The sequence below is a fragment of the Kitasatospora saccharophila genome (genome assembly GCF_039529925.1).
Taxonomy (GTDB): domain Bacteria; phylum Actinomycetota; class Actinomycetes; order Streptomycetales; family Streptomycetaceae; genus Kitasatospora; species Kitasatospora saccharophila.
Map to the genome: position 1 here is coordinate 1 of NZ_BAAANS010000011.1, position 23,607 is coordinate 23,607.

The following is a 23,607-nucleotide window of genomic DNA, read 5'->3' on the forward strand; positions in this document are numbered from 1 at the left end:
ACAAGGACCCCGAAGCCCCCATCTTCGAACTCGTCGACTACGGCGTCGTCGGAGACCTCTTCAACGTCCTGCCCCAACTCACCGACGAGGTCAAGGCCCGCAAGGGCTGATCCGGCCCGCAACGGCGGACGGCGCGGCTCCCGGGGTCTCCGGGGGCCGCGCCGTCGTGTTGCCGTGCGGTCGTGCCGTGGGCGGGTGGCGCGGTCAGCGGCCCGCGAGGGCGTGCACGAAGCGGGTGCCGTCGACGGTGCCGAGCCCGGAGGCCAGGTCGTAGCCCTTGGCGGCCGGGTAACCGGTCACCGCGTCCCAGGAGTTGTCGCCCGCGGTGACGTCGGTGATGCCGCTGACCTGCTGCGGCAGCAGGGCGAGCGCGTACAGCCGGGGGTTGAGCTGGCCGAGGCGGTGGCCCGCCAGCTGGTTCGCCAGGGCGACGACGCCGGAGAAGATCGGCGTGGCCTCGCTGGTGCCGCCGACCAGGTGCCAGCCGACCCGGGTCGGGTCGTAGGACTCGTACGTCCAGGCGGCGCCGTCCACGGCCGCGCTCATCGAGATGTCCGGCGTGCCGCGGTGGCCGCCGGTCACGTTCCCCACGGCGGCCTGGTACCAGGGGCGTTCGAAGACGCCGGAGACGCCGCCGCCCGCCGCGCCGTAGTCGTCGTGCCAGACCCGGTCGGGCGCGGTGCGGTTGCCGCCGTCGTCGAGGGTCAGCTGGGTGCCGCCGACCGAGGTGACCAGCGGGTCCGCCGACGGCCAGGAGTTGACCCTGTACGGGTACAGGTCGCTGCCGTTCTCCGTCGCGTCGGTCGCGCCGTTGTCACCGGAGGCGGCCAGCACGGTGACGTCCTGGGCGGCGGCGAACTTGAAGGCGTACCGCAGCTTCTCGATCGACTTGAAGTCGCCCTTGTCGTAGCCCGGGAAGGTGTTCTCGGTCGCGCCGAAGCTCTGCGAGACCACGTCCACGTCGTGCGACTTGATGACGGCCTTCTCGGCGTCCATCATCTCGGGCAGGCCGGTGACGCCCTCGGTCTCCGCGACGCCGGTCTCCACCAGCACGATGTGCGCGTCGGGGGCGATCGCGTGCGCGTACTCGACGTCCAGGGTGGTCTCGCCGGCCCAGCCGGTGTGGTCCGCGTTGGTCGGGTCGAACACCGGGACGTCGCCCCACTTGACCACCTCGACCCGGGTGTCCGGGATGCCCCACTGCCTGTCGAAGGTCTCCAGGTCGTGCTGGATCGTCGGCGAGCCGAAGGAGTCCACGATCACGATGGTGCGGCCCTTGCCCGTCACGCCCTGCTGGTAGAGCGGGTCCAGGTGGTAGGCGGTGCGGTACTGCAGCGGCGAGTAGCAGTGGATGCCGATCTGGGCGACGCAGTCCGAGGTGGATATCGGCGCCACCCGGCCGACCGCGTCGATCTGCCCGGCCGAGGCGGGGCGCAGCTTGAAGACCGCGGGAAGGCGGGCGGCGGACCGGGCGGTGGCCGTCGCCCCGGTCAGGGCGGTGGCCCCGACGGCGAGCAGCGCGGCGGCCCGCAGCGCGGTGGAGCGTCGGGTGCCCGCGGTGGCGGGGTGCATACCCAAGGAGGACTCCTCGAAGAGACGGTTCCCCGGCCTGGTCCGGTCGGGGCGCCCCCATCACATCGGCAGCCGCCGGGCCCTTCCATAGTCCGAGACGGCTGTGGGCATGGCCCCGACAGGCCACCGGGTTCGGTAAAGGGAACGGCGGGGTTCGGTAACGTCCCAGCTCCGGGGCGCGGGCGGGGCGCGGGCGCGGTGGCGGCGACCCGTGGGCGGGGCGCTGCTGCGCGCGGCCGGGCCGGACTCGTAGAGTCGGGCGGCATGGGACTGCTGACAGCACTCGACGGCGGGTACGGCGACCGGGCGGACGCGATCACGGTGGACGGGACGGCGCTGTCCCTGGAGCAACTGCTGGGCGCGGCCGGGGCGGTGGCCGAACGCGCCGCCGGGGCGCCCGGCCTGGCGGTGCTGGCCCGGCCGACCGCCGAGACGGTCGCCGCCGTGGTCGGCGGCCTGCTGGCCGGCGTGCCGGTGGTGCCGCTGCCGCCCGACTCCGGGCCGGTCGAGCGCGCGCACATCCTGCGCGACAGCGGCGCCGCGCTGCTCGCCGGAACCGGACTGCCCGAGGACGCCGAAGGGCTGACGGCCCTCCCGGTCGACCTGGCGGACCGTCCGTCCGGCGGCTGGCGGCCCGCCGCCGAGGACGGCGACCGGACCGCGTTCGTGCTGTACACCTCCGGCACCACCGGCGCCCCCAAGGGCGCGCTGATCCCGCACCGGGCCGTCGCCGCCGGGCTCGACGGCCTCGCCGACGCCTGGCGCTGGGACGCCGGGGACACCCTCGTGCACGGCCTGCCGCTGTTCCACGTGCACGGCCTGGTGCTCGGCGTGCTCGGCGCGCTGCGCACCGGCAGCCGGCTCGTCCACACCGGCCGGCCCACCCCCGCCGGGTACGCGGCCGCCCGCGGCAGCCTGTACTTCGGCGTCCCCACCGTGTGGTCGCGGATCGCCGCCGACCCCGCCGCCGCCCGCGAGCTCGCCGCCGCCCGGCTGCTGGTCTCCGGCAGCGCCCCGCTGCCCGTGCCGGTCTTCGAACGGCTGCGGGAACTCACCGGGCAGGCCCCCGCCGAGCGGTACGGCATGACCGAGACGCTGATCACCGTCGCCACCCGGGCCGACGGCGAACGCCGCCCCGGCGCGGTCGGCGTGCCGCTGCCCGGCGTGCGCACCCGGCTGGCCGGGGAGGACGGGCGGCCGGTGCCCGCCGACGGCGAGGGCGTCGGCGAACTCCAGCTCCAGGGGCCGACGCTGTTCGACGGCTACCTCGGCCGGCCCGAGGCCACCGCCGCGTCCTGGACCGCCGACGGCTGGTTCCGCACCGGGGACGTCGCCGTGATCGAACCCGACGGCTTCCACCGGATCGTCGGCCGCGCCTCCGTCGACCTGATCAAGAGCGGCGGGTACCGGATCGGCGCCGGCGAGGTCGAGGCCGCGCTGCGCGACCACCCCGGCGTGGCCGACGCCGCGGTGGTCGGCGCCCCCGACCCCGACCTCGGACAGGCCGTGGTCGCCTACGTGGTGGCGGCCGACGGCGGCGGCGTCGGGGAACGCGAACTGGTCGACTTCGTGGCGGGCCGGCTCTCCGTCCACAAGCGCCCCCGGCGGGTGGTGCTGGTCGACGACCTGCCGCGCAACGCGATGGGCAAGGTGCTCAAGAAGCGGCTGCTGGAGGGCGACGGGTAACCCGCCCCGCCGTCCGTGCCGCCGTCCGTTCGTCCCCGGACCCGTCCTCCGTTCCGTCACCCGGCGCGCGCCCCCCCGCGCACGAACCCGCCCCTCGGCGCTCCCTTTCAGGAGGCCGGGGAGTGGGTACCACTGGAGAGGCGCGGGGGCCGGTGCCCCGCGCTGCCCGGCCGCGCGGCCGGGCCGCCGAGGAGGGGCAGGGATGCTTGTGATCGTCTGGGTCAATGGGGCCTTCGGAGCGGGCAAGACGAGCGCCTGCCGGGAGTTGCTCCGCCTGCTGCCGGGAAGCGTGCTGTTCGACCCGGAGACCCTGGAGCCGGTCCTGCGGGCCGCCCGCCCGGGCCGCGAGGACACCGACCCGTGGGAGTCGCCCGCCTGGCGGCGGCTGACCGCCGAGAGCGCCGCCGCGCTCGCCGCCGAGGCCGACGGGCCGGTCCTCGTCCCCGCCACGCTGCTGCGCCAGGAACACCGCGACGAGGTCTTCGGCCTGCTCGCCGGCCGCGGCATCCCCGTCCACCACGTCGTCCTCGACCCCGTCGAGACCATCCTGCGGGCCCGGATCGCCACCCGCGAGGACGTCCCCGGCGACCCGGAGGCCACCGCGAGGCTGCGCCGGCGCGCCCGCGAGGCGCTGCCCGCCTACCTCACCGCCCGCGGCTGGCTGGCCGGGGACGCCCGGATGGTCGACAACGGCGTCCTGACCCCCCGGCAGAGCGCCGAACGGATCGCCGAACTGGTGCGCGGCGGCGGCGCCCGCTGCCCGATCGTGCGCAGCGAGGGCGGCGACGGGGACACCGTCGCCGCCGCGGTGCTGCTCTTCGACGACCGGGACCGGGTGCTCCTGGTCGACCCCGCCTACAAGCCGCACTGGGAGTTCCCCGGCGGCGTCGTCGAGAGCGGCGAACCGCCCACCGCGGCGGGCGTCCGCGAGGTCGCCGAGGAACTCGGCCTGCGGCTGCGGCCCGAGGAACTGCGACTGCTCGCCGTCGACTGGGAACCCGGCGCGGGCCGCGGCCGCGGCGGCCTGCGACTGGTCTACGACGGCGGACGGCTCGGCCCCTCCCAGGTGCTGCGGCTGCGACTGCCCGCCGGGGAACTGCGCGACTGGCACTTCGCCACCCTCCGGGAGGCCGCCGAGATGCTGCCCGCCGCCCGGATGCGACGGCTGACCGCCGCGCTGGAGGCCCGGGCGGTCGGCGAACTGCGCTACCTGGAGGGCGGGCGGCCCGCCGCGACGGGGGTGGCGCCCGCGCGATGAGAGCCCCTGCCGGGGGCTCGGCAGAGCGCGCGCATTCAGGGGCTCGGGGAACGGCGAGGCTGTGGCTGCGGGCGGTGCACTGCCGTTGCGCGCCATTGGCTTTCGGTTCTGTTCACGGCACGCAGCAGCACGGACACTTCGATGGGCTCCGGCCGTCAGCAGCATCGACCCGCCGTTCCCCGGGCCCCTGTCGGGGCCGATGCGCAGTATGGACCCGCCGTCCCCCGAGTCCCTGTCGGGGCTCCTCAGAGGTAGCGGGCAGGATGGGGGGATGCCGTTCACCCTCAGTCATGCTGCCGCCGTCCTGCCCGGGTTGCGGGCCGCGCGGCGGCGCGGGGCCCTGGTCGCCGCCGGGTTGGTCGCCGGTGCGATGGCGCCCGACGTGCCGTTCTTCGCCGAGTCCCTCGTCCGGGGGGCGTACCGGCACGGCGGGTTGACGCACCGGTGGTGGGCCGCGCCGACCGTCGACGTGGTGATCGGGGCCGGGCTGGTCGCCGGGTGGTACGGGGTGTGGCGCGAGCCGCTGCGGGCGGCGGTGCCCGGGCGGTGGAACGGCGCGCTGCCCGCCGGGCGGCCGACGGCCGGTGAACTCCCCTGGGCCGCCGGGGCGCTGGCCGTCGGCGCCACCACCCACCTGGTCTGGGACTCCTTCACCCACCACGGCCGGGCCGGGGTCCGCGCGCTGCCGGTCCTGGAACGGCGGGTCGGCGGTGTCCCGCTGCACGGCGTCCTGCAGTACGGGACCTCGCTGGCGGGGCTGGCCGTGCTCGCCCGGTACGCCGGGCCGTGGCGGGAGAGCCGGAGGGGCACGGCCGCGCTGCTGGCCGCGGCAGCGCTGGCCGGGGCGGCGGAACGGGTGCGGCGCCGCGAGCGCGGCTTCGTCGACGAGGCGTGCTTCGGCGCGGGCGCGGGGCTGGCGGTGGGGGCGGCGCTGCTCGGCAGTGCGCGCGTTCAGGGGCTCGGGGAACGGCGAGGCCGTGGCTGCTGACGGTTCACTGCCGTTGGGTGCCGCCGCTTCGGGTTCTGTTTACGGCACGCAGCAGCACTGACACTTCGATGGGCTCCGACCTTCAGCAGCATCGACTCGCCGTTCCCCGAGCCCCTGACGGTGCTCGGGGAGGCTCGTCCGGTTAGAGGTAGCCGTTGGTGGCGAGGTGGGCGCCGATGGCGCGGTAGATGGCGGGGTCCTCGGGGGTGAGGGCGGCGAGGCCGTCGACGTAGCGGTTGTACATGCAGAAGGCGGCGGCGATCAGGACGGTGTCGTGCACGGTCTCGTCGTCGGCGCCGGCGGCCTTCGCGGCGGCGATGTCGGCGGGGGTGACGGACAGTCCGCTGTCGGCGACCTTGGCGGCGAGTTGGAGGAGGGCGCGCATCAGGTCGGTGACGGGGGCGGTGGCGAGGTCGTCCTGGACGGCTTCGACGAGGGCGAAGTCGCCGTCGAGGCGGTGGGCGGCGGTCGCGCCGTGCGCGCCGGCGCAGTAGCGGGTGCGGTTGAGGGAGGAGACGTAGGCGGCGATGAGTTCGCGTTCGCCGACGCCCAGCGGGGAGTCGCCGCGCAGCAGTTGTTCGGCGAGTTCGCTCAGGCGCAGGCCGGAGGAGGGTTTGGCGGCGAGCAGGCCCCGGATGCCGGGGTCGTCGTTGGGGAGCGCGATGTGGGGCATGGGGGCCACTGAAGCGGTTCGGGGCGGCCTTGGCAAGGGCTTGACCTGGGAAGGCGACGCCGGGGCCGGAGGGGCGGGGGAGGGCCGCGGCGGGGGGCGGGCAGATTAGGATGGGCGACCGTGACTGACACCGGTAGCACTCAGGACCAGGCCCTCGCCGACGACGCCGGTGACGGGGCGTCGGAGGGGTTCGCGGGCACCGACCCGCAGGACGGGCAGGACGACGGGACGGCGGCGCGGCTCGACGGCGTGTGGGACGTCGTGGTGGTCGGGGCGGGCCCGGCGGGCTCCTCGGCGGCGTACGCGGCGGCCCGCAGCGGTCGGCGGGTGCTGCTGCTGGACAAGGCCGAGCACCCCCGGTACAAGACCTGCGGCGGCGGCATCATCGGTCCGTCCCGGGACTCGCTGCCGGAGGACTTCAAACTGCCGCTGCAGGACCGCATCTCGGCGGTGACCTTCGCGCTGAACGGCCGGTGGACGCGGACCCGGCGCTCGAAGCGGATGCTGTTCGGCGTGGTCAACCGGGACGAGTTCGACCTGCGCCTGGTGCAGGCCGCCGAGCAGGCCGGGGCGGTGCTGGTGACCGGGGTGACCGCGACCGGCGTCGAGCAGCGGGGCGGCGACAGCCGCACGGTGTTCGTGACGCTGGCGGGCGGCCGGAAGGTGGAGGCGCGGGCGGTGGTCGGCGCGGACGGCTCGGCCAGCCGGATCGGTCGGTACGTCGGCGTCAGCTTCGACCAGATCGACCTGGGCCTGGAGGCGGAGATCCCCGTCCCCGAGTCGGTGTCGCGGGCCTGGGCGGGCCGGATCCACCTGGACTGGGGGCCGCTGCCGGGCAGTTACGGCTGGGTGTTCCCGAAGACCGACTCGGGGACGCTGACCGTCGGCGTGATCTCGGCGCGCGGCGAGGGCGAGCGGACCAAGGAGTACCTGGCGGCGTACGTCCGGCGGCTGGGCCTGTCCGGGTTCGAACCGCTGGTGGAGTCCGGGCACCTGACCCGCTGCCGGGCCGAGGACTCGCCGCTGTCGCGCGGCCGGGTGCTGGTCGCGGGCGACGCGGCGGGGCTGCTGGAGCCGTGGACCCGGGAGGGCATCTCGTACGCGCTGCGCTCGGGCCGGCTGGCCGGCGAGTGGGCGGTGCAGGTGGCCGAGGCGTCCGGCGCGGCGGACGTGCGGCGGCAGGCGCTGAACTACGCGTTCGCGATCAAGGCCGGGCTGGGGGTGGAGATGCGGGCCGGCAAGGTCATGCTGGCCTCGTTCGAGAAGCGCCCGTACCTGTTCCACCTGGCGGTGTCGGTGATCAACCCGGCGTGGCGGGCGTTCGCCCGGACCACCCAGGGGCACACCACCTTCGCGCAGTTGATGCGGGACCACCGGGCGGCGCGCAAGCTGGCCGCGGTCGCCGGGCGCCAGTAGCGGGTGCGGGCCCGCCCGGGAGGGGGTTCCCTCCCGGGCGGGTGGTGCGGACGGGCGCGGGGGTTGGGATTCGGGGGGCCGCCCCGCGCCCGCGTCCCGGGGTTACTTCAGGCCGGCGTCCAGGGCGTTCATCAGGGTGCCGGACGGGGTGTCGCCGGACATCTCCCAGACCATCGCGCCGAGCAGGTTCTTGGACTTGAGCCAGGCGGTCTTCTGGCCGATCGACCAGGTGTCGTCGAAGGTCCACCACTGGCCGCCGTTGCCGGTGTAGCCGTAGGTGGAGACCGAGACCGGGTCGTGGTAGACGGTCAGGTTGGGCACCGAGGTGATCAGGTTGTTGTAGCCGCGGGTGCCGGCCTCCTCGGCGAACTGGCCGGGTGCGGCGCCGCCCGCGGCCTGCCAGGCGCCGTGCGCGCCGCCGTCGGTGACGTTCTGCCAGCCGCGGCCGTAGAACGGGAAGCCGATGGTGAGCTTGCGCGGGTTGACGCCCGCCGCCAGGTAGGTGTTGACGGCGCTCTCGACCGAGAAGTGGAAGTTGTACGGGTCGTTGGGGTCGGCGTACAGGTTGGCCTGCTGGCCGGTCTTGTTCGGCTCCCACGAGTTGTCGCTGCCGGAGCCGTGGAAGTCGTAGCCCTGGACGTTGGCGATGTCGAGGGACTGGAAGATCTGCGAGAGGTCCCAGCCCTGGCCGATCTTGGCCGGGTCGGCGGGGGTGAAGGCGGTGAGCAGCTTGTGCGAGCCGCCGAGGGCGTCGAGCTGGCGGCGGAACTCGGCCAGCAGCAGGGTCAGGTTCTGCTTGTCGTTGGGCGAGTAGTGGTTGCCGGGGTGGCCGTCCGGGGAGCCGGGCCACTCCCAGTCGATGTCGATGCCGTCGAAGATGCCGGCGCCGGTGCCGGGGCCGCCCGCGCCGTTGTAGGCGGGCAGGTTGCCCTTGATCCAGATGTCGATGCAGGAGGAGACCAGCTTCTTGCGGGAGGCGTCGGTGGCGGCCGCGTCCGAGAAGAACTTGGAGTACGTCCAGCCGCCGAGCGAGACCACGACCTTCAGGTTCGGGTACTTCGCCTTGAGCTTCTTGAGCTGGTTGAAGTTGCCGCGCAGGGTCGACCAGCCGTCGTCGGCGACGCCGTCCACGGACTGGGCGGCGCTCATCGGGCGGGCGTAGTCGGCGTCGGCGTCACCGGCGCCGGTGCCCTGGTCCGGGTCCTCCGGGTCGGCGGTGGTGCCCTTGGTGACGCCGGCCATGCAGGTCAGGTTGGTCGGGTCGATGTTCTCGAAGGCGTAGTTGATGACGTCGAGCTTGGCGGCGCTGCCCGAGGTGTCGAGGTTCTTGACGAAGTACTGGCGGCCGTAGATGCCCCACTGGACGAAGTAGCCGACCCGGGAGTACTTGCCGGGCCCGGCGAGGTCGCCGGTGGAGACGTTCAGGGTGGTGGAGGCGGGGGAGTTGTTGTCGGCGGCGTCCCGGGCCCGCACGGTGAAGGAGTACGGGGTGGCGGGGGAGAGCTGGCCGACGGTGGCGGTGGTGGTGGCGCCGGTGACGGTCTGCACCAGGTTGGCGCCCTGGTAGACGTCGTAGGCGGCGACCCGCTTGTTGTCGGTGGCGGCGTTCCAGGCCAGCGAGACGCTGGTGCTGGTGACGCCGGTGGAGCGCAGGTTGCCGGGCGCGGTGGGCGGCACGGTGTCGCTGGCCGGGTCGACGGTGGCGGCGCTCAGCACCGGGCTGACCGGGCCGGTGTTGCCGCGGGTGTCCTTGGCCCGGACGGTCAGGCCGTAGGTGGTGGCCGGGGTCAGGCCGGTCAGCGTGGTGGAGGTGCCGGTGGCCGAGCCGAGCACCACCGAGCCGTTCAGCACGTCGTACGAGGCGACCGGGAAGTCGCCCTTGGACGCGGCCGGCCAGCTCAGCGAGAGGCTGTGCGCGGTGGCGTCGACCAGGGTCGGGGCGCCCGGCGCGGTCGGCGGGACGTCCGGGGTGCCGTCGCACTTGTCGCCGTTGACGCGGCAGTTGAGCGGGGCGGTGATCGGGCCGTTGCCGATGAACCAGAAGCTGTACGGCTCGGTCGAGCCGTTCGCCGGGACGGTCGCGTTGTAGTACGCGTTGGTGGCGACCACGTGGCTGCCGGTGGTGGTGGAGGTGCCGTTGTAGGTGCCGGTCATCGTGACGCCCGCGGGCAGGTCGAACTCCAGCGTCCAGCCGCTGACGGCGGTCGCGTTGGGGTTCTTCACGATGAAGGTGCCCTTCCACCAGGACCCGTAGTTGTCGCTGGTGAAGGTGGCGGTCAGTTTGGCCGCGGCGTTCGCGGGCGTGGCGGCGAGCAGGGCTAGCGGCAGTGCGAGCGCGGCGAGCAGGGCCAGCAGTCGGGCCCTGAGCCATTGCCTGGAGCGGACGTGCATCGGTACTCCCTGTCTGGTGTGGGGGATTCCGTACAGGGGTGCCGGGAGCGGCACTCAGGAGGGTAAGTGGACTGGACCAACTCGTCAACAGGTCTATACCGGAGGGAGATTGACGGGACGTCGGCTCCATGATCCACCGCTGTCGGTGGCGGCTGGCAGGATCACCGGCATGGGACTGGACCTGATGGTGGGCGCGCTGATCGGCGCCGACGAGGAGACCGCCGAGTGGTTCCGCGCGGAGTGCGCGGAGATCACCCGGGTGCTGACCGCGGAGGGGCTGCCCGGCTGGCGGGAGCCGGAGGACGGGCCGCGCTTCGGCGACCGGCTCTGGGGCTACTCGGGCCTGCACACGCTGCGCCGGCTCGCCGCGCACCTGGCCGCGCACGGGCGGCTGCCCGCACCACTGGCGGCGGGGGAGCGGGCCACCGACGACCCGGTGCTGCGGGCGGCCTACGAGGAGATCCCCGACGAGCGGCCCGGCCCGTTCGACCACCTGCTCCACCACTCGGACTGCGAGGGCTACTACGTGCCGGTGGACTTCGCCCCCGTCCTGGCCGACCTGGAGCTCTCCGGCGGCCTGCTCGGCTCCTCGGTGCGGCTGCTCGCCGAACTCGACGAGCTGGCCCGGGCCCTGGGCCTGCCCGACGGCCTCGACCCGGACTCCGCGGAGGTCGCCGACGCGGCCGAGGACCCGGACCCGGCGGCCGGGGACTGGCGGCGCTACGGCACCGAGGCGTTCATCTGCCTGCAACTGCGGCTGGCGGCGCGCCACTCGGTGGAGACGGGGGCGGTGCTGGCCTTCTGCTGAGGCGGAACGCGCGATCAGGGGCTCGGGGAACGGCGAGTCGATGCTGCTGACGGCCGGAGCCCGTCGGAGTGTCCGTGCTGCTGCGTGTCCTTGACCGAACCGGAAGCCGATGCGCGCTCCGGCAGTGCACCGTCAGCAGACCCGGGCTCGCCGTTCCCCGAGCCCCTGGTGGGGCTTCTCTCACGGGCCCAGCAGGCGGTCGGCGAGCGGGCTGCGGGCGTAGAGCACCAGGCGGCCGTGGCGGGCCCGGGTGACCAGGCGGGTGGCGTGCAGGACGGCCAGGTGCTGGCTGACGGCGCCGGGGGTGACGCCCAGGCGGCGGGCCAGTTCGGTGGTGGCGGCGGGTTCCTGGAGCAGGGCGAGCAGGCGGGCCTTGGGGGCGCCGAGCAGTTGCTCCAGGGCGTGCGGGGCGGGCGGCGGGTCGGCGGGGCCGGACAGGTTGCCCTGGCCGCGGGCGGGGTAGCTGACGGACGGGGAGAGGTCGGGTCCGATCGCGGTGATCGCGCCGCGGGCGAAGCAGGTGGGCAGCAGGGCCAGGCCCTGCCGGTCCAGCCGGACGTCCAGCTCGCCCGTCCCGGGCATGTCGATCGTCAGCGTCCCCTCCGACCAGTGCAGCCGCGGGTCGAGGTCGGCGAACAGCCCGGCCGTGCCGCGCTCGGCCAGCACGCGGGAGCGGTGCACGATGTCGGCGTGCAGCACCGAGCGGGCCCGGGGCCACCAGGCGGGCTCCAGGACGTGCGTCCAGTAGGCGTCCAGGGCGTCGGCGAGCTCGGCGATCAGCGCGGCGGGCCGGTCGGCGCGTTCGGCGAGCAGCGGGGGCAGCGCCCGGTCGTGCGGGAGGAAGGCGAGGGCGAGTTCGCCGGCCAGCCGGGCCGGGTCGAAGGCCCGGACCAGGGCGAGTTCGGCGCGGAACTCCGGGAAGGGCGTGCTCGGCCGGGGCGTCAGGAAGTCCGGCACGTACTTGTTGCTCGCCACCAGGGCGCGCAGCAGCGGCGCCTGCGGCAGCGCCTCGAAGGCCGGGCGCATCGCCTCGAACGCGGCGGTGTGCGGGTACCGGCCGGGATGGGTCCACATCCGCAGGCTGAGCACCGCCTCCTGGAGCGGCGAGCAGGCGAAGGAGGTGGCGGCCAGGTCGGCCAGGCCCAGCCGGAACCGCAGCAGCACCGAGCCCCCCGGGGTCCGTTCCCGCCCGGACGATTCAGGCGGGGGCTAAATCAATACCACGGGCGTTCCGTACCCGGTCTGATCGGGGCATGACCTCCACCGCTCCCGCGGCCGACCGGGCCGTGCCGCCGCCCCCCGCCCGCAGCCGCCCGGCCCGGCTGCTCCCCGAGGACCCGGTGCTGCGCCGGCTGTCCGCGATCACGCTGGTCAACACCGTCGGCAACGGCCTGGGCATGACGCTCGGAGTGGTCTACTTCACCCGGGTGATGGGCTTCGGCGTCGGCGCGGTCGGCCTGGTGCTGACCCTCGCCGGGGCGTGCGGGGTGGCGGCGGGCGTCCCGGCCGGGCGACTGTCGGACCGGTACGGGCCCAGGCCGGTGCTGGTCGTGCTGCTGGCGGCGCAGGCGGTGTGCGCGGCGGCGTACGTGCTGGTGGACCGGCTCGCGGTGTTCGCGGTGCTGGCCTGCCTGGTGGCGGTCGCCGACCGGGGCGGCTCGGCGGTGCGCGGCGCGCTGTTCGCCGAGGTGCTGCCGGTGGACGGGCGGGTGGCGGGCCGGGCCTACCTGCGCTCGGTGACCAACACCGGCCTCGCGGTGGGCACCCTGGGGGCCGCGGCCGTCCTGCAACTGGACACCCGGGGCGCCTACTTGACGGCGCTGCTGGCCGACGCGGCCTCGTTCGGGGTGATCGCGGTGCTGTACCTGCTGCTGGTGCCGTCCACGCCGCGCACCCCCGAGCAGGCGGCGCGCTCCGCCGGCGGCCCGAACCCGGCGCTGCGCGACCGGGCCTTCCTCGCGCTGACCGGCCTGAACGCGGTGGTCAGCCTGCAGTTCGTGATGATCGAGGTGGGGCTGCCGCTGTGGGTGGTGCGGGACACCGACGCGCCGCGCTGGATGGTGGCGGGCGGGCTGCTGGTGAACACCGCGCTGGTGATCGCGCTCCAGGTGCGGGCCACCCGGGGCACCGAGCGGCCGCGGGCCGCGGCCCTGGTGTTCCGCCGCGGGGCGCTGCTGGTGGCCGCGTCCTGCCTGGTGCTGGGCCTGGCCGCCGGGCTGCCGGGCTGGGCGGCGGCGCTGCTGGTGGCGGGCGGCGTGGCCTGCCAGGCGCTCGGCGAGGTGTACAGCCAGGCGGGCGCCTGGGCGCTCGGCTACGACCTGGCGCGGGACGGCGCGCACGGCGCCTACCAGGGCGTGCTCAACACCGGCACGTCGGGCGCGCTGATGCTCGGCCCGGTGCTGATGACCTCGGTGGTGGTCGCGCACGGGCTGCTCGGCTGGGCGCTGCTGGCCGCGCTGTTCGCCGCCGCGGGCTGGGGGATGACGGCGCTGGTGCGGAGCTGAGGGTGCGGCGGCGGCGCCGGGGTGCCGGTGCGGCGCCGGTGGGCGGGCACGGGGGAGGCCCCGGCCGACGCGTGGTCGGCCGGGGCCCGTCGTCCTTCAGCGGGTCAGCAGCTCAGGTTGGAGCCGGTGGGGACGCCGAGGATCGAGGCGAAGCTGGTGTAGGCGTTGACCCGGCTCTGCACCTGGGCGGGGTTGCCGCCGTTGCACTCCAGCGAGCCGTTGATGGAGCGGATGGTCTCGCCGAAGCCGTTGCCGTTGACCATGGCGTTGTGCGCGGTCATGGTGCCCGGGCCGTTCTGGGTCATCCAGTACCAGATGCCGGTCTGCCAGGCGACCGAGGCGTCGGTCTGCACCAGGTTCGGGTTGTTCAGCAGGTCGATGCCGAGCGCGTCGCCGGCGGCCTTGTAGTTGAAGTTCCAGCTGAGCTGGATCGGGCCGCGGCCGTAGTACGCGGACTGCCCGGCCGGGCAGCCGTAGGGCTGGGTGGTGTCGCAGTAGTGCGGGTAGTTGGCGGTGTTCTGCTCGACCACGTACACCAGGCCGCCGGTCTCGTGGTTGATGTTGGCCAGGAACGCCGCCGCCTCCTGCTTCTTCACGGTGTCCGAGCCGGTGTTGGCGAACGCCGGGTAGGCCTTCAGCGCCGCGACCAGGCCGGAGTAGGTGTAGAAGGAGTTCCGGTTCGGGAACATCTGGTTGAACTGGGCCTCGGAGACCACGAACCCGCTCGGGTTGGGGGTGGTCGAGGCCGAGGTGGACGGGCCCGGGCTCGGGGTGCCGTCGGTGGTGCAGGTGGTGGGGCTCCAGTACCAGGTGGACACCGTCGGGTCGTAGCCCGGGTTGTCGTGGGTGGCGACGTAGAACTTCCCGTTGGGCGCGTACTTCACCGTGGTGCCGGTGGTGTACTGCGTGCCGGCCACCCAGATCGGCAGGTTGCAGTCCTGCAGGGTGGGGCTCGGGCTGGGGGTCGGGCTCTTGGTGGCCGGGCTGGAGTTGGTGGGGCTGGTGCCGCCACCGGAGCCGCAGACGCCCTGGTCGGCCCAGACGCCGGAGCCGCCGGTGCTCGGGGTCTCGCCCTGGGTCCACCACTTGGCGTTCCAGTTGTGCCCGTTGTACGAGGCGGAGGTGCCGCCGGTGTACACCTGCGAGGCCGCGTACGGGGTCGCGCAGGCGGTGGCCGCGGTCGAGGTGGTGGGCACCATGACGGCCAGGCCGGTCGCGGCCAGCGCGCCGGTGAGCAGCGCGGCGACCTTGCCGCGGCGGGAGCCGGCGCGGTGCGCCGGCCGGTGGGTGGTGCGGGTGTGGGACATTCGGCCACTCCTTGTGGGGGAACGAGCGGTGTAGCCAGCACTCAAGCGACCTTGTCCGTTAACTGTCAATAGGTCTAGACCTTAAGGGAGTCGAGGACGTGTACGGAGCGCTGTGCGGCGCGCTGCGGGCGCGGTGGCGGCACGGCACGGGGAAGATCGGGTACTGGTCAGTAGCGCCACCGTGTGCCAGGGTGCAGGCGAAGCCCCGTCCGACCCACCCTCAGCCGGAAGGCAGGCCAGGCCAGATGACCCCCGCCGCGCCGTACGTCCGCCGCACCACCGACGAATCCGTCGCCACCCTGGTGCTCGACTCCCCGCACAACCGCAACGCCCTCTCCACCCGGCTGATGGCCGAACTCACCGCGCACCTCGCCGACGCCGCCGCCGACCCCGGGGTGCGGGCCGTCGTCCTCGGCCACACCGGCCGGGTCTTCTGCGCGGGCGCCGACCTCTCCGAGGCCACCGGCGACGACCCCACCGCCGCCCCGCGCGGCCTGGTCGCCCTGCAGCGCGCGATCGTCGACTGCCCCAAGCCCGTCGTCGCCCTGGTCGACGGCCACGTCCGGGCCGGCGGACTCGGCCTGGTCGGCGCCTGCGACCTCGCCGTCGCCGGACCCGACGCCACCTTCGCCTTCACCGAGTCCCGGCTCGGCCTCGCCCCCGCCGTCATCTCGCTGCCGCTGCGCCCCAAGCTCGACCCGCGCGCCGCCGCCCGCTACTACCTCACCGGCGAGACCTTCGACTCCGCCGAGGCCGCCCGGATCGGCCTGGTCACCGAGGCCGCCGACGACTCCGCCGCCGCGCTGCGCACCGTCCTGGACGCCCTCCGGCTCTGCTCGCCGCAGGGCCTGGCCGAGTCCAAGCTGCTGGCCAACGCGGCCGTCCGGGAGTCCTTCGAACGGCACAGCGAGGAGCTGGTCGCGCTGTCGGCCAAGCTGTTCGCCTCCGAGGAGGCGCAGGAGGGCATGCGGGCCTTCCTGGCCAAGCGGCCCGCGCCCTGGGCGCGCTGACCTGGCCGAGCCTGCTCCGAGGCTGCTCCCGGGCCCGCTTCCGAGCCCGCTCCCGAACCGGAAGTTACCGGCCGGTGTGAGTTTGGTCCCGTTGCGGGCCGCCGGACCGCACCGGCCGCTACGGTGAGCCCATGTCGATCGCCCGCAGACTGCTCGGACCCGTCCGCGAGCGCGCGCGCCGGACCGCCGGGCGCGCCGTGCACCGCGGCTGGCGCTGGGTCCAGGACGCCGGGGCGGTCAGCAACCGCAACCCCGGCCCGTACCGGTTCGGGGAGCTCGGCGACGGCACCAAGCTCGCCTTCCCGCTCGGCACCGTCTTCAACGAGCGCTGGATCACCATCGGCCCGTTCTCCATCATCGGCGAACGCGTCACCCTCTCGGCCGGCTTCCTGCCCGGGCTCGACCTCGGCCCCGAACCGATCGTCCGGATCGGCGGCGGCTGCGTCATCGGCCGCGGCAGCCACATCGTCGGCCACCAGCGGATCGAGCTCGGCGACGACGTGTGGACCGGCCCCGACGTCTACATCACCGACCAGGCCCACGAGTACCGCGACACCGGACTGCCGATCGGCAAGCAGTGGCCCCGCAACGAGCCCGTCTCGATCGGCGCCGGCTCGTGGATCGGCACCGGCGCGGTGATCCTGCCCGGCGCCCGGATCGGCCGCAACGTGGTGGTCGCCGCCAACTCCGTGGTGGCCGGCGAGGTCCCCGACTACGCCGTGGTGGCCGGCGCCCCCGCCCGCCAGATCCGCGGCTGGAGCCCCGAGGACGGCTGGCAGCCCCCCATCCGCCACGACCCGCCCCGCCCCGTCCCCGAGGGCGTCACCGCCGAACAGCTCCGCGCCCTGGTCGGCTGGGACCTCCGCCTGCCCGGCGAGAGCGAGCCGCCCCCCGCGCGGTAGCCCGGTCGGCGCCCCGCGCCGCGGCCCTGTCGGCGCCGCCTGCGATCATCCCGGCGTACCCGGACGGTGAGGGAGCGGTGACGGTGGAACGGCCGGAAGAGCTGGAACGGCTGGAACGGGACCTGCGGGCGGTCGTCGCCCGGCTGGCGCGCAGCGCGCCCGAGGGGTGGACGGAACTGCGCCTGGAGGCGGTCGACAGCCGCGACGGGCCCGGCACCCACGGCGAGTGGACGCTGGCGGACGGCAGTCGGCACGGCCTCCAGGCCGAACCGGCGAACCTCGACGCCCTCGCGGCGACGATCGCCGCCGAACGCGGCTGGCCGCGCGCCCGGCTCCACCTGGAGCACGCCCCGGCCGGGCCGTACACCCTCACCGCGACGCCCGAACCGCCCGCCACCCGGGGCCGCCTGCTGGTCCTCGACCCCGGGTACGTCCACCCCGCACCCGGCCGGGACCAGCCCGGCTCCGTGCTGCCACCCGCCGGGGACCCGGCGCGGGCCGTCGCGCTGCTGGTCGAGTACCGGCGGCGGGTCGCCGAACTCACCGGCTACGAACGGCCGTTGGATCCACCCCTGACGCCCGGGCAGATCGAGGAGGCCGAACGCCGACTCGGCCACCGGCTGCCCGACGACCTGCGGGCGCTCTACCGGGTCGCGAACGGCTGCGACGTCATGGCGGACGGGCTGTGGCTCGGCTCCCTGCGCTGGCTGCCGCTCGACGAGGCCGTCCGGGCCCACGCCAACTGGGCGCGCCACCCGCACCGGCCCGACCTCGACCAGCCGACCGACGTCCGCGTCATGGCCGAACCCGGGCCGCCCGACACCGTCCGCCGCTGCCTGAACCACCCGGGCTGGATCCCGTTCGCCACCGCCGACGACGGCAACTACCACGCGGTCGACCTCGCCCCGGCCGAGCACGGCCGCCCCGGCCAGGTCATCGAGAGCGGCCGGGACTTCCACGACGGCCCGCTGTACGTCGCCGACTCCGTCACCTCGCTACTGGCCGCCTGGATCGACCTGCTCGACCGGGGCGCCTACGAGATCGAGGACGCCCCCGAGGACGGCGAGGAGATCGACCCCGCCCACCCGCCGTACCTGGACTTCACCGAATCGGTCCGCCCGCCGCGGATCGAGTCGTCCGCCCTCGGCCCCGACCTGCCCGCCGTCGTCGCACCCACCCTGCGGCGGGTGACCGTCAACGGCGAGGCCGGCGCCGGCCCCCTCGACCTCGCGCCGCTGGCCGCCGCGCCCGGCCTGCGGGTGCTCGGGGTCCGCCACCGCACCGTCACCGGTCTGGCGGTGCTGCGTCCGCTGCCGGTGGAGTTCCTGCGGGTCGGGTTGGACGGTGAGGGGCTGGCGCCGTTGGCCGGGCATCCGCGGTTGGGGGCGCTCGATCTGGCCTGCGGGGTGCCGTTGGACCTGGCGCCGTTGCGGACGCTGCCCGCGCTGTGGTGGCTGGACCTGTCGGGTTGTGCGGTGGTGCGGGACCTGGGCGTACTGCGGGAGTTGGCGGGTTTGCGGTACCTGGCGCTGACGGAGGCGCAGTGGGGGCGGCTGCTGGAGCGGGACGCGCTGCCGCCCGCCCTCGCCGTCGCCCGGCTCGCGGGAGGGGACGCCACGGACGAGCGGCTCAGGGCCTGGTCCGGGCGCTTCGTTCCCGCCGGGGGCGAGCCGCTGCACATGTACGGAACACTGGAGGCAGGAAAGTGACGGACAGCCAATTGGAGCAGGAAGTAAGGGAGTTCGTCGCCGCAGTGGCGGCCGGGGCCCCCGAGGGATGGACCGGGTTCGAGCTGGCCGTCAAGGGCGGGCCGGGCGGGCCGGAGTGCGACGGGTGGTGGGCGGTGCCCGGCGAGGGGCCGCGGCTGATGCGGGCGGTGCCCGGGGCCGGGGATCTGCTGGTGGCGATCGCGGCCGAACGGGGTTGGCGCAGCGCCCGGCTGACGGTGCGGGGGCAGCGGGGCGGGGCGTTCGAGTGCACCGCGGAGCCCGGGACGGTGCTGTCGGGGGACACCGCGGTCCTCGACCCCGGGTACGTCCACCCACTGCTGGACGAGAGCGCCCCCGGCTCCGCGCTGCCCCCGGCCGGGGACGCGGACCGGGCCGTCGCGGCGCTGCACGCCTTCCTCCGGGGCCGGGCCGAACTGCTCGGCGAGGCCGAGCAGTTGGCGCCACCCGCGATGCCCGAGCAGCTGGCCGAGGCCGAACGGCGGCTCGGGCACCGGCTGCCGGACGACCTGCGGGCGCTCTACCTCACCACCGACGGCGGCGGAGGGACCACGGACCTGATCGACGGCCGGCAGCTGCTGACGCTCGACGAGATGGTCGAGGCCGCCGAACACCTGCGCTACGCCGGGAAGTTCCACTTCGCCTGGGACGAACCCGGCGACGCGGTCGTCCCGCTCGAACCCCGGCCGCACGGCGCCGTCCGCCGCTGCCACGACCACCCGGGGTGGGTGCCGTTCAGCACCGACGGCAGCGGCAACCACCACGCCGTCGACCTCGCCCCGGCCCCGGCGGGCCGACCCGGACAGGTGCTGGACATCGGGGCCGACAACTACGAGGGCCCGCTGTACGTCGCCGACTCCGTCACCTCGCTGCTCGTCCACCACCTCGACCTGCTGGAACGCGGCCACTACGCGCTCCAGGACGACTGGCCGCCCTACCTGCTGCTCGACCTGGACCCGGACGAGGAACCGGAGGAGCCGGAGTGGAACGACGGCGGGCTGCCCGAGACCCCCGGCCCGGACCTCCAGTCGGTGCGGATCACGCCCCGCGCCCCCGCCACCGCGTTCGACCTCGCGCCGCTGGCCGCCGCGCCCCGGCTGCGCCGGCTCGACCTGGGGCCCGCACCGTCACCGGTCTGGCGGTGCTGCGTCCGCTGCCGGTGGAGTTCCTGCGGGCCGGGTTGGACGGTGAGGGGTTGGCGCCGTTGGCCGGGCATCCGCGGTTGGGGGCGCTCGATCTGGCCTGCGGGGTGCCGTTGGACCTGGCGCCGTTGCGGACGCTGCCCGCGCTGTGGTGGCTGGACCTGTCGGGTTGTGCGGTGGTGCGGGACCTGGGTGTGCTGGGGGAGTTGGCGGGTTTGCGGTACCTGGCGCTGACGGAGGCGCAGTGGGGGCGGCTGCTGGAGCGGGACGCGCTGCCGCCCGCCCTGGTGGCGGCGCGCTCGGTCGGGGCGCGGGTCTCGGAGGAGTGGGCGGCGCGGCTCGGGCACCCGGCGGGGGAGTCGTACCGGGTCGAAGGCGTTATCGCCGGAGGCGAGTTGAGGTAGCGCCGGTTCAACGGGTGGGCGGATCGCGGGGGTTCGCCGGAAGTCGCGCGGGGTGCAACGACTGTCACAGCTGCGCAACGGAGGAAACCGGGCGGGGCGGACCGGCGTGGTGGGGGGTGTCGGGTCGGGCAGGATGTCCGTCCGATGGATCTTGGAAGTGAAGGTCGGGCCGCGGGGGCGCTGACGAAAACACGGCCGGATCCGCGCTGTCCGCACTAGTTCCGGGGGGATTCGCACCATGCGTCTCAACCGTCTCACCGTGGCCGCCGTCCTGACTGCACCGCGAACGCGGCCGGCCGGACGGTGCTGGAGGCCACCGAGAACGCGTACTCCGTGCACGTCTGGATGCGCGCCAGGTCGACCGGGTTCGTCTGCGGTCCCGACGTGCCCAACGACGGTTACCTGGACTAATCGCAGTGCGCCGGGCTTCGGTCCGGTGGTGAAGCGGTTCTGAGCCCTGCTCTGACGTAGGCGGTGGGTACCCGTCCGCGCGGTGGAAGGTGTCCGCCGCAGGCGTCGGGTCGGGCGGTTGTGCTGCTCGGTGTACTGGCGGACCACCGGCAGGGGTGCGCCGTCGGCGGAGCCGGCGAAGTGCGGGCGGGGCCGGAGGCGTTGTGCGCGCCGGTCGTGCTCGACCGGGTTGGGGAACTCCTGGCACATGTGGCAGGAGTCGACGCCTTTCGAGCTGTTGGCCGGCTTGGGCGGGGTGGCCTTGGGCGGGTGGACGTGGTCGCCCCTGCCGTTGGGCTTCATCGGGCGGCCCGGAGTCGGCGGGGATGCTCCGCATGATCGCTTCGGGCCGGGCGGGGGCTGGCCGGTGGCCACTTTCTGGCGGTATTCGGTCACGAAGGCCGAGTGTGCGGGCGGGTGTCGACCGGTCGGGTCGTTACGGCGTCCGGTCGTGGATTGAGAGGCTACGGTGCGGTTGTGCAGCTCAGGTACTCCTTCCGCGTCTACCCGACGACGGGTCAGCGTGCGACGCTGGCCCGGACGTTCGGGTGTGCAAGGGTGGTGTACAACGATGCTTTGCGTGCCCGTGAGGACGCCCGGGCGGCGGGGTTGCCGTCCCCGAGGGCGGGGGAGCTGTCGAAGGCGCTGATCACCGGGGCGAAGAGGACCCCGGAACGCGTCTGGCTGGGCGAGGTGTCGGCCGTCGTGTTGCAGCAGTCCCTGCGGGACCTGGACACCGCCTACCGGAACTTCTTCGACGGCCTGAAGGGCAAGCGGCCCCGCACGGGTGCGCCGCGCTTCAAGTCCCGCAAGGACACCCGGCAGGCCGTCCGCTTCACCGCGAACGCCAAGTGGAAGATCACCCCTGGCGGGAAGCTGCGTCTGCCGAAGATCGGCGACCTCGCCGTGAAGTGGTCCCGCACCCTGCCCTCGACGCCGTCTACGGTGACGTTGGTCAAAGACAGTGCGGGCCGGTACTTCGCGAGCTTCGTCATCGAGACCGACTCTGCCGCCGACCTGGCCCGCATGCCCGACACCGACACGGCGGTCGGCATCGACCTGGGGCTTGCGCACTTCGCGGTCCTGTCCGACGGGACGAAGATCGACAGCCCGCGATTCCTGCGCCGTGCCGAGAAGAAGCTCAAGAAGGTCCAGCGTGCCCTGTCCCGCAAAGAGAGGGGCAGTAGGAACCGCGACAAGGCCCGCCGCAAGGTGGCCCGCGCCTACGCGCGGGTGGCCGACGCGCGGCGCGAGTTCCACCACCAGCTCTCCACCCGGCTGATCCGCGAGAACCAAGCGGTGGCCGTGGAGACGTTGGCGGTCAAGGCACTCGCCCGCACGCGTATGGCCAAGTCCGTGTACGACGCCGGCTGGTCGGCTTTCGTGGCCGTGCTGGAGTACAAGGCCGCGCGCTACGGGCGGGAGTTCGTCCGGATCGGACGCTTCGAGCCGACCAGCCAGGTGTGCTCGCACTGCGGCGTCAAGGACGGCCCCAAGCCCCTGCACGTCCGCGCATGGACGTGCGGCGGATGCGGGACGGTCCTCGACCGGGACGTGAACGCGGCGGTCAACGTCGCCAAGGCCGCCGGACTGGCGGTGACAGCCTGTGGAGCGCGGGTCAGACGGGCATCCGTGCCCGCACCGCGCAGCGAAGCAGGAACCCACCCGAAGCGACCCACCCCACCGGTGTGGGAGCAGGCGGGAATCCCCGGCCCCCAGGCCGGAGAGGATGTCAATGGGAGCCCGGGGGCGACGCCCGGGTCTACGAGTTCGACAACGACGTGAGGACCACGCTGCTGGACGGGGACCTGAAGTCCAGGGGCGTCGACCTGACCACCTTCATGAAGGTGCAGGAGACCTGCCTGAAGAACGCCGAGCCGGCCGCGCCGTACCGCTGCTTCGGCAACCAGTACGAGGTGGAGCTCGATGCCCGGGGCAAGGTGACCCTGATCGGCCAGCTGTACCAGCCGTGACGAGCTGCCGTCCGTGCGAGCGGACGGCGAGGCGGCGGCCTGGGCGCGTGGGGGCGTCCGGGCCGCCGCCGTGGTGCTTCCGGCGGGCGGGGCGGTCAGGCCGCGCGGTGGCGGCGGACGGTGAGGGCGAGCACTCCGGCCAGGGCCGAGCTGGCGGCGACGGTCAGCAGGGCGGCGGGCAGCGAGAGCGCGTCCGCCAGGAAGCCGATCACCGGGGGGCCGATCAGCATGCCCGCGTAGCCGAGGGTGGAGGCGGTGGCCACGCCCTGCGGCCCGGCGGTCGCCCCGGCCTGGGCGATGGCCAGCGGGAAGACGTTGGCCAGGCCGAGGCCGACCAGGACGAAGCCGGCCAGCACCACCGGGACGGACGGGGCCAGCGCGGCGGTCGTCATGCCCGCGCAGGCGGTCAGGCCGCCGAGCAGCATCACCCTGGTCTGGCCCAGCCGCTCGGCGAGCCAGGTGCCGGAGAGCCGGCCCGCGGTCATCGCGAAGGCGAAGGAGGCGTACCCGGTGGCGGCCAGCGCGCCGCTCGCGTGCACGTCGTCGGTCAGGTGCAGGGTGGCCCAGTCCGCGAGGGCGCCCTCGCCGTACGCGGTGCACAGGGCGGTCAGGCCGAGCAGGACGACCAGCAGCCGGGCGTGCCGGGACGGGCGGGCGGCGGCGGTGGCCTCGGTGGCGGGGGCGGTGGCGCTCGGCCGGGGGAGGGCCGCCGGGGCGCGCAGCAGGGCGGTGCCGGCCAGCACCGTCACGGCCAGGCCGAGCGCGGTGGCCGAGGCCAGCGCCCAGGAGGCGCTGATCCGGCCCGCCAGCAGGCCGCCGAGCGCGGCGCCGAGCAGGCCGCCGAGGCTGTAGCCCGCGTGGAAGCTGGGCATGACGGGTCGGCGGAGTTCGGCGACCAGGTCGACCGCGGCGCTGTTCATCGCCACGTTGGCCGCGCCGTAGCCCGCGCCGAACAGCAGCAGCACCGCGCCGAGCGCGAGCACCGAGTGGGTGTGCGCGGGCAGCGCCACGGCCAGCGAGAACACGGCGACCGAGGCGACGGTGACCGGGCGGGAGCCGTAGCGCAGGCACAGCCGCCCGATCAGGGCCATGGTGGCGACCGCGCCGGCCGAGATGCACAGCAGGGCCAGGCCCAGCGCGCTGTGCGAGGCGGAGACCTGGGCGCGGACGTCCGGGATCCGGACCACCCAGGACGCGAACAGGAAGCCGTCGACGGTGAAGAAGGCGGTGAGGGCGAGGCGTGCCGCCGACCAGGAGGAGCTGCGGCCGGACGGGGTCTTCGAAGGGGCAGCGGAGAGGAGGGAGGAGCGGGCTTCTGTTTTGTTCAGTAGCGGCACAAAGTCAGAATAGGGGAGTGCCGCACACACCTACAAGCCCGAATTCGGGTCAGACTCCG

General features: G+C 74.5%; 19 protein-coding genes and 1 pseudogene. 14 read left to right on the forward strand and 6 right to left on the reverse strand.

Features of this window, described 5'->3' with window-relative positions; all coding sequences use genetic code 11:
* Positions 1–110 (forward strand): annotated as a pseudogene (locus tag ABD345_RS10350) (electron transfer flavoprotein subunit alpha/FixB family protein); the annotation flags it as partial.
* Positions 111–204: 94 nt separating this feature from the next.
* Here ABD345_RS10350 and ABD345_RS10355 read toward each other — a convergent pair.
* The gene (locus ABD345_RS10355) at positions 205–1,572 is read right to left on the reverse strand and encodes a S53 family peptidase (RefSeq protein WP_380272653.1); all 1,368 of its coding nucleotides are present in this window, start codon (positions 1,570–1,572) and stop codon (positions 205–207) included.
* 264 nt (positions 1,573–1,836) lie between these two features.
* On the opposite strand from ABD345_RS10355, the gene ABD345_RS10360 reads away from it, so the two are divergent.
* From ABD345_RS10360 to ABD345_RS10370, 3 genes are all read left to right on the forward strand, one after another.
* Positions 1,837–3,258, forward strand: a complete 1,422-nt coding sequence (locus tag ABD345_RS10360; protein WP_344551669.1) for an acyl-CoA synthetase — start codon at positions 1,837–1,839, stop codon at positions 3,256–3,258.
* 208 nt (positions 3,259–3,466) lie between these two features.
* On the forward strand, positions 3,467–4,516 hold the full coding sequence (locus ABD345_RS10365) for an NUDIX hydrolase (RefSeq protein WP_344551812.1): 1,050 nt from the start codon (positions 3,467–3,469) through the stop codon (positions 4,514–4,516).
* Between the two features lie 271 nt (positions 4,517–4,787).
* Entirely contained in the window at positions 4,788–5,504 is a 717-nt protein-coding gene (locus tag ABD345_RS10370) for a DUF4184 family protein (RefSeq protein ID WP_344551670.1), read from the forward strand.
* 142 nt (positions 5,505–5,646) lie between these two features.
* On the opposite strand, the gene ABD345_RS10375 is transcribed toward ABD345_RS10370, so the two are convergent.
* Positions 5,647–6,177, reverse strand: a complete 531-nt coding sequence (locus ABD345_RS10375; RefSeq protein WP_344551671.1) for a carboxymuconolactone decarboxylase family protein — start codon at positions 6,175–6,177, stop codon at positions 5,647–5,649.
* A 249-nt stretch (positions 6,178–6,426) separates the two neighbouring features.
* Between ABD345_RS10375 and ABD345_RS10380 the strand changes: the two genes are divergently transcribed.
* The gene (locus tag ABD345_RS10380; protein WP_344551813.1) at positions 6,427–7,593 is read left to right on the forward strand and encodes a geranylgeranyl reductase family protein; all 1,167 of its coding nucleotides are present in this window, start codon (positions 6,427–6,429) and stop codon (positions 7,591–7,593) included.
* 102 nt (positions 7,594–7,695) lie between these two features.
* On the opposite strand, the gene ABD345_RS10385 is transcribed toward ABD345_RS10380, so the two are convergent.
* Positions 7,696–9,984 (reverse strand): glycosyl hydrolase family 18 protein, encoded by a 2,289-nt coding sequence (locus ABD345_RS10385; RefSeq protein ID WP_344551672.1) that lies wholly within the window; start codon positions 9,982–9,984, stop codon positions 7,696–7,698.
* A gap of 169 nt (positions 9,985–10,153) precedes the next feature.
* Here ABD345_RS10385 and ABD345_RS10390 point away from each other — a divergent pair, with 169 nt between their 5' ends.
* Positions 10,154–10,792 carry a hypothetical protein gene (locus ABD345_RS10390; protein ID WP_344551673.1) on the forward strand — a complete coding sequence of 213 codons (639 nt, stop codon included), beginning with the start codon at positions 10,154–10,156 and terminating at the stop codon, positions 10,790–10,792.
* Between the two features lie 180 nt (positions 10,793–10,972).
* Here the strand turns inward: ABD345_RS10390 and ABD345_RS10395 are convergent, their stop codons facing one another.
* Positions 10,973–11,956 (reverse strand): ArsR/SmtB family transcription factor, encoded by a 984-nt coding sequence (locus ABD345_RS10395; protein WP_344551674.1) that lies wholly within the window; start codon positions 11,954–11,956, stop codon positions 10,973–10,975.
* Positions 11,957–12,045: 89 nt separating this feature from the next.
* On the opposite strand from ABD345_RS10395, the gene ABD345_RS10400 reads away from it, so the two are divergent.
* On the forward strand, positions 12,046–13,296 hold the full coding sequence (locus ABD345_RS10400) for an MFS transporter (RefSeq protein WP_344551675.1): 1,251 nt from the start codon (positions 12,046–12,048) through the stop codon (positions 13,294–13,296).
* Between the two features lie 104 nt (positions 13,297–13,400).
* Here the strand turns inward: ABD345_RS10400 and ABD345_RS10405 are convergent, their stop codons facing one another.
* Positions 13,401–14,495 carry a glycoside hydrolase family 19 protein gene (locus ABD345_RS10405; RefSeq protein ID WP_344551814.1) on the reverse strand — a complete coding sequence of 365 codons (1,095 nt, stop codon included), beginning with the start codon at positions 14,493–14,495 and terminating at the stop codon, positions 13,401–13,403.
* Positions 14,496–14,848: 353 nt separating this feature from the next.
* On the opposite strand from ABD345_RS10405, the gene ABD345_RS10410 reads away from it, so the two are divergent.
* The 7 genes from ABD345_RS10410 (at position 14,849) to ABD345_RS10440 (ending at position 22,211) form a co-directional block, all read left to right on the forward strand.
* Entirely contained in the window at positions 14,849–15,613 is a 765-nt protein-coding gene (locus ABD345_RS10410; RefSeq protein WP_344551676.1) for an enoyl-CoA hydratase family protein, read from the forward strand.
* 131 nt (positions 15,614–15,744) lie between these two features.
* The gene (locus tag ABD345_RS10415) at positions 15,745–16,515 is read left to right on the forward strand and encodes an acyltransferase (protein WP_344551677.1); all 771 of its coding nucleotides are present in this window, start codon (positions 15,745–15,747) and stop codon (positions 16,513–16,515) included.
* A gap of 83 nt (positions 16,516–16,598) precedes the next feature.
* Positions 16,599–18,224, forward strand: coding sequence for an SMI1/KNR4 family protein (locus tag ABD345_RS10420; protein ID WP_344551678.1), 1,626 nt, complete (start codon positions 16,599–16,601; stop codon positions 18,222–18,224).
* Positions 18,221–19,618 carry an SMI1/KNR4 family protein gene (locus tag ABD345_RS10425; protein WP_344551679.1) on the forward strand — a complete coding sequence of 466 codons (1,398 nt, stop codon included), beginning with the start codon at positions 18,221–18,223 and terminating at the stop codon, positions 19,616–19,618. Before ABD345_RS10420 ends, ABD345_RS10425 begins: the two co-directional genes overlap by 4 nt.
* Positions 19,591–19,788, forward strand: a complete 198-nt coding sequence (locus ABD345_RS10430) for a DEAD/DEAH box helicase family protein (RefSeq protein ID WP_344551680.1) — start codon at positions 19,591–19,593, stop codon at positions 19,786–19,788. Before ABD345_RS10425 ends, ABD345_RS10430 begins: the two co-directional genes overlap by 28 nt.
* 927 nt (positions 19,789–20,715) lie before the next feature.
* The gene (locus tag ABD345_RS10435) at positions 20,716–22,023 is read left to right on the forward strand and encodes an RNA-guided endonuclease InsQ/TnpB family protein (protein WP_344551681.1); all 1,308 of its coding nucleotides are present in this window, start codon (positions 20,716–20,718) and stop codon (positions 22,021–22,023) included.
* On the forward strand, positions 22,020–22,211 hold the full coding sequence (locus tag ABD345_RS10440) for a hypothetical protein (protein WP_344551682.1): 192 nt from the start codon (positions 22,020–22,022) through the stop codon (positions 22,209–22,211). Before ABD345_RS10435 ends, ABD345_RS10440 begins: the two co-directional genes overlap by 4 nt.
* A 95-nt stretch (positions 22,212–22,306) precedes the next feature.
* Here the strand turns inward: ABD345_RS10440 and ABD345_RS10445 are convergent, their stop codons facing one another.
* Positions 22,307–23,548, reverse strand: a complete 1,242-nt coding sequence (locus ABD345_RS10445) for an MFS transporter (protein ID WP_425556795.1) — start codon at positions 23,546–23,548, stop codon at positions 22,307–22,309.
* Positions 23,549–23,607 lie beyond the last annotated feature (59 nt).